Origin of the sequence: Leucobacter chromiiresistens, from assembly GCF_001477055.1 — a bacterium.
Classification (GTDB): Bacteria; Actinomycetota; Actinomycetes; order Actinomycetales; family Microbacteriaceae; genus Leucobacter; species Leucobacter chromiiresistens_A.
Map to the genome: position 1 here is coordinate 1 of NZ_LDRK01000127.1, position 5,291 is coordinate 5,291.

A 5,291-nucleotide genomic window follows, 5' to 3' on the forward strand; every position below is an offset into this window, starting at 1 on the left:
CCGGCCCCGGGGCCGGCATCTGGGGCGAACTCATGGCATCACTCTCTCACGACCTCCGCTGCCACCTGAAGGTGAGGAGGCTGAGCACGAGACCCACCACGAGCCAGACGCCGAGGTTCACCGCCACCCAGCCCAGATCCCACGACTCGCCGAGCTCCTGCAGTTCGAAGTGCTCCGGGAGGAACACGGAGCGCATGCCCTGCGCGAGCCACTTCAGCGGGAAGAGACCGGCCACCTGCTGCAACCACTCCGGCAGCATCGAGAACTGCAGGTAGACACCCGAGATGAACTGCAGCAGCAGCACGACCGGCAGGATCACGGCCGTCGCGCTCCGGGACGAGCGCGGCAGCGCCGAGAGGGCGACGCCGAGCAGCGCCATCGCGATGATCCCGAGCCCGAAGAGCCACGCGAGTCGCAGCCAGAGCTCGGGCTCCGTCGGCAGTTCGACCTGGAACGCGACCACCGCGAACGCGATGAGCAGCACGAGCTGGGCGAGCGCCGTGATGAGGATCATGCCGATCTTGCCGATGAAGTAGCTCACCGGAGAGAGCGGCGTACCCCCGAGGCGGCGCAGCCACCCGTCGCTGCGCTCCCGGGCGATGTCGGTCGCGAGGTTCTGCACGCCGATCAGCAGAAGCCCCGCCGCCGCCATTCCGGGGAGGTAGTAGGCGGCCATCGTCACGCCCCCGGTGCCATCGGCGCGCACCCCCACCTCGCCCGAGGCCTGGAACGCGACGCCGAAGATGCCGAGCATCACGAGTGGGAAGAGGAAGGTGAAGAAGACCGCATCGGGGGTGCGGAAGTAGCCGCGGAGCTCGAAGCCGATGCGCCGCGCTCCGGCGACGAGGATCCCGGGCAGTCGCGCGTCCCCATCCCCGGCGGGCCCTCGCGCGGTCGCGGGGTGCGCCGGGTGCGCCACCGGGTCCGTCGGGCTCTGCGACGTCGGGCTCTGCGCCGGGTTCGCCACCGCCGGGCGCGCCATCGGGTCCGCCGGGCTCACCGCAGGCTGGGCATCGTTCGTGATCATCGTTCCGCTCCGTTCGCACCGATCAGGTCCAGGTAGATGTCTTCGAGCGCGGGCCGCCGCACCTCGAGGGCGTCCGGCCCGTCCGGGCGCCCGATGCTCCGCGACTCGTGCATGAGCCGTTCGACGACGGCGCCGGGCGTCGGCGAACGCTCCTCGCGCAGCACGCCGTCGGCGTCGCGCCAGCTGACGACCGGGGTGCGCGCCTCGGCGCCCCCGAGCAGCGCGGGCGGCGCCTCCGCCACGATCGTGCCGCCCGACAGCACGCCCACGCGATCGGCCAGATGCTCGGCCTCGTCGAGGTAGTGGGTGGTGAGCAGCACCGCCGCTCCCTCGTCGGCGAGACCGTCGAGCATCGCCCAGAACTGGCGCCGAGCCTCAGGGTCGAAGCCGGTCGTCGGCTCGTCGAGGAAGACGAGCTCCGGGCGCCCGACGATGCCGAGGGCCACGTCGAGCCGCCGCTGCTGACCGCCCGAGAGCTTGGTCGCCCGCGTCGTCGCGTGCGGGGCGAGACCGACGAGGTCGAGCACCTCGTCGACCGGGCGCGGGCTCGGGTACAGCTTCGCGAAGTGGCCGATCAGCTCCCGCGGGGTGTAGGGGCCGGGATCGCCGGTCGCCTGCGCGACGATGCCGATCCGCGCCCGCCACGTTCGAGGCGCCGAGAGCGGATGCTCGCCGAGCACCGCGACCTCGCCGCTCGAGGCCCGCCGCACCCCCTCGAGCACCTCGATGGCCGTGCTCTTGCCGGCGCCGTTCGGCCCGAGCAGGGCGTAGGTCTCGCCCCGGGCGATCTCGAGGTCGACGCCGTCGAGCACCCGGGCATCGCCGTAGTGCTTCGTGAGGCCGCGTACCGATACGGCCGGTGAACTGGATGTGGTGTGCATACTCCCAGATTCCCCGACGCGGAGCGGCGGCGGTACGACCGGACGGGCGAATCCGGGGTCCACCGGTCGGTGGACTCCGCGCGCCCCGCATCCGCGCGGCCCGCGCGGGCCGCGTGCAGGCCGTGCCCCGCCGACGCGCCGGCCGACCCGCGCGTAGGCTGGAGCGATGAGCCAGCACGCCGCCGCCCCCGAAGCACCGCTCGAACCCGTCTCCCGGGCGTTCGCCTCCGACAACTGGTCGGGCACGCACCCCGAGGTGATCGAGGCCATCGTCGCCGCGAACTCGGGCCACGTGCCGGCCTACGGCGGCGACCCGATCACCGCGCGCTTCCAGCAGGTCGCCCGCGAGCTGTTCGGCGATGCGGCCGAGGCGTTCCCGGTGTTCAACGGCACCGGCGCGAACGTGCTGGCGCTGCAGGCCGCGCTCCCCCGCTGGGGCGCCGTCATCTGCGCGCGCACCGCGCACATCAACACCGACGAGGCCGGCGCCCCCGAGAAGACGGGCGGGCTGAAGCTCTTCGGCGTCGACACCCCCGACGGCAAGCTCACTCCCGAACTCGTGGCGCGCGAGGCGTGGGGCTTCGGCAGCGAGCACCGTTCGCAGCCGGGCGCGGTCTCCATCTCCCAGGTCACCGAGCTCGGCACCGTGTACACCCCCGAAGAGATCCGCGCGCTCGCCGACCAGGCGCACGACCTCGGCCTCCTGCTGCACGTCGACGGATCGCGTCTCGCCAACGCCGCCGCGCACCTCGGCGTCCCGCTCCGCGAGATCACCACCGACGCGGGGGTCGACCTGCTCAGCCTGGGCGGCACGAAGAACGGGCTGCTCGGAGCGGAGGCCGTGGTCGTGCTGCGCCCGGGAGCGGCGAACGGCATCCCCTTCCTGCGCAAGATCGACCTGCAGCTCGCCTCGAAGATGCGGTTCATCTCGGCCCAGCTCGTCGCGCTCTACGCGGGCGACCTGTGGCTGCGCTCCGCCGCGCGGGCGAACGAGTTGGCGCAGCGCCTCGCCGCCGGCATCCGCGAGCTCGAGGCGGCCGTGCCCGGTGTCAGGATCACCCAGCCCGTCGAGTCGAACGCCGTATTCGTGGAGTTGCCGCAGGGCACGGCGACGCGGGCGCAGTCGGCGTTCGCCTTCGGCGCGTGGCCGACGCAGCCGGGCCTCTACCGCCTGATGTGCGCGTTCGACACGACCGAGGCCGACGTCGACGCCCTGCTCGAGGTGCTCGCCGCCTGACCCGCTCGGCGCGCCCCGCGGCCCGCGCGCCCGCGGCCAACGCACCCGCGGCCAGCGCGCCAACGCACCCGCGGCCATGCAGGGGATCCTGCGTCGTACAGGTCGTCGCACCCGGGCGGCGTCCGGTTGAGCGAGGATCCACTGCAGTTCGCGCGGGCCCGGCCGGAGCAGCGGGCTCGACCGGCCCGCAGCACACCCGCAACACGCCCGCACTGCCCGCACGCCCGCAGCCGCACCGCGCCGCCCCAAGCCCCGCTGTCTACGCGGCGACCGACCGGCGGGGCGACCAGCGGGCGAGGGCGAACGACAGGATCAGGGCCGCGGCGACGCCGATGATCGGCGGAATCCCGATCCCGAACTCGCCGGCGACCCACGCGAGCGCGCACGAGACCGCGTAGACGCCGAGGTTCACCCAGTTGGCGCGCGGCAGCGCCTCCCCCTCGGGCATCTGGGTGCGCCGCCACCGGGCGAGGTAGTCGCCGATGATGACGCCGCCCAGCGGCGGGATGAACGTGCCGAGCAGTCCGAGGTACTGCGGCAGGTGCTCGTTCACGCCGACGAGTGCGAGCACCGTGCCGATGATCGAGCCGACGATGACGAAGCGGGTCTTGCTCGGCCTCTCGAACAGCTCGGCTCCGGCGACCCCGAAGGAGTACGCGGCGTCGGCGTTCGACTTCCAGAGGTTGCCGAAGAGCAGGAACAGCCCCCAGCCGACGAGGCCGAGGTTGAAGAGCACGAGCACGAAGTCGCCCTCGCCGAAGGTGATGGCGCCGACCGCGCCGAAGAAGATCATCAGACCGTTGCCGATCAGGAAGCCGATGATGCACGCCAGCACGGCCTGCCGCCCGGTGCGGCCGAACCGCGTCCAGTTCGGCGCCTGCGTTCCGGCCGAGACGAAGGTGCCCACGACCGCGGTCACGGCGACCGCGATCGGCATCGATGCGTCGGGGCGCACCGCGGCGAGCCCGGCCCAGCCGCCCACCTCATCGAGCGAGCGGAACATCACCCAGAAGGCGAGGATGAGGATCAGCGGGGTCGAGATCAGCGACACCCAGTACATGCCGCGGTAGCCGTAGACGGCGGTGGCGCACATCAGCGCACTCACGACGATCATCACCGCGGCCTTCGCCGCGAAGCTCTCCCACCCGAACGCCTGCGCGGTGAGCTCGCCGATCGTGCCGATCACGACGCCGTACCAGCCGATCTGGGTGCCGCCGAGCAGGATGGAGGCGAGCTTCGAGCCGCGCGTGCCGAGGGTGTAGCGGGCCATCACGACGGTCGTGAGCCCGGTGCGCGCCCCGATCCAGCCGAGCACCGCCACGTATGCGCCGAGCACGGCAGAGCCGAGCAGGATCACGAGGAGCAGGTCGCCGAGCGCGAACGTCTGCCCGAGTGCGGCGCCGGCGAGCATCGTCGGCGTGAAGATGGTGAAGCCGAGCAGCACCACCATGAGGGAGAAGAACCCCTTGCGCGCGTGCTGCGGCACGGGGGTGACCGGGTAGTCCCGGTCGATGACCGCCTCGGTCTCGGCCGCTGCGCTCACGCGCCGGCTCGCACGCCGCCGGAGAGCTCGTCGGTCTCGATGCCGATGTCCTCTGCCCAGATCTCGGGGCGTTCGCGCATCATGCGATCCATCAGGCCGATGCAGGTCTCGTCGTCGGCGATGACGAGCTCGGCGCCGTTGCTCGCGAGCCACGACTCGGAGGCCTCGAAGCTGCGGTGCTCGCCGATCACGATGCGCGGGATCTCGTAGAGGATCGCAGTGCCGGCGCACATCGTGCACGGCGACAGCGTCGTGTAGAGGGTGCATTCGCGGTACACGCTGGCCGGCAGTCGCCCGGCGTTCTCGAGGCAGTCGGTCTCGCCGTGGCGGATCACGCTGCCCATCTGCACGCGTCGGTTTCGGCCGACGGCGAGCACCTCGGGGCCGTTCGCGCCGTGCCGCACGAGCGCGGCGCCGATCGGCACGCCGCCCTCCTCCCACCCGAGTCGGGCCTGTTCGATGGCGAGGTCGAGGTACGTGCGGTCTTCAGCGGAAATCGGCATGACTGCAATCGTATCGTCGCGGCCCGTGCCGCACGGCTCACCGGCCGCTCCACCGCCGGGGCACCCCCCCCCGCTCCAGGGTCCCGCCGCTCCGCCGGCC

5 protein-coding genes are annotated in these 5,291 nt (G+C 72.5%); 1 reads left to right on the forward strand and 4 read right to left on the reverse strand.

Annotated elements, in window-relative coordinates:
• Window positions 1-46: 46 nt before the first annotated feature.
• Window positions 47-1,027: an ABC transporter permease gene (locus NS354_RS12385; RefSeq protein ID WP_241490539.1), complete on the reverse strand. Its 981-nt coding sequence runs from the start codon at window positions 1,025-1,027 to the stop codon at window positions 47-49.
• Window positions 1,024-1,908 (reverse strand): ABC transporter ATP-binding protein, encoded by an 885-nt coding sequence (locus tag NS354_RS12390; RefSeq protein WP_058594763.1) that lies wholly within the window; start codon window positions 1,906-1,908, stop codon window positions 1,024-1,026. The genes NS354_RS12385 and NS354_RS12390 overlap by 4 nt, the downstream gene beginning before the upstream one ends.
• 166 nt (window positions 1,909-2,074) lie before the next feature.
• Here NS354_RS12390 and NS354_RS12395 point away from each other — a divergent pair, with 166 nt between their 5' ends.
• Window positions 2,075-3,145 carry a threonine aldolase family protein gene (locus NS354_RS12395; RefSeq protein ID WP_058594764.1) on the forward strand — a complete coding sequence of 357 codons (1,071 nt, stop codon included), beginning with the start codon at window positions 2,075-2,077 and terminating at the stop codon, window positions 3,143-3,145.
• 259 nt (window positions 3,146-3,404) lie between these two features.
• Here the strand turns inward: NS354_RS12395 and codB are convergent, their stop codons facing one another.
• Together codB and NS354_RS12405 are read right to left on the reverse strand one after the other, a co-directional pair.
• The gene (gene codB, locus NS354_RS12400; RefSeq protein WP_058594765.1) at window positions 3,405-4,688 is read right to left on the reverse strand and encodes a cytosine permease; all 1,284 of its coding nucleotides are present in this window, start codon (window positions 4,686-4,688) and stop codon (window positions 3,405-3,407) included.
• Window positions 4,685-5,191, reverse strand: coding sequence for a nucleoside deaminase (locus tag NS354_RS12405; protein ID WP_058594766.1), 507 nt, complete (start codon window positions 5,189-5,191; stop codon window positions 4,685-4,687). Before NS354_RS12405 ends, codB begins: the two co-directional genes overlap by 4 nt.
• Window positions 5,192-5,291 lie beyond the last annotated feature (100 nt).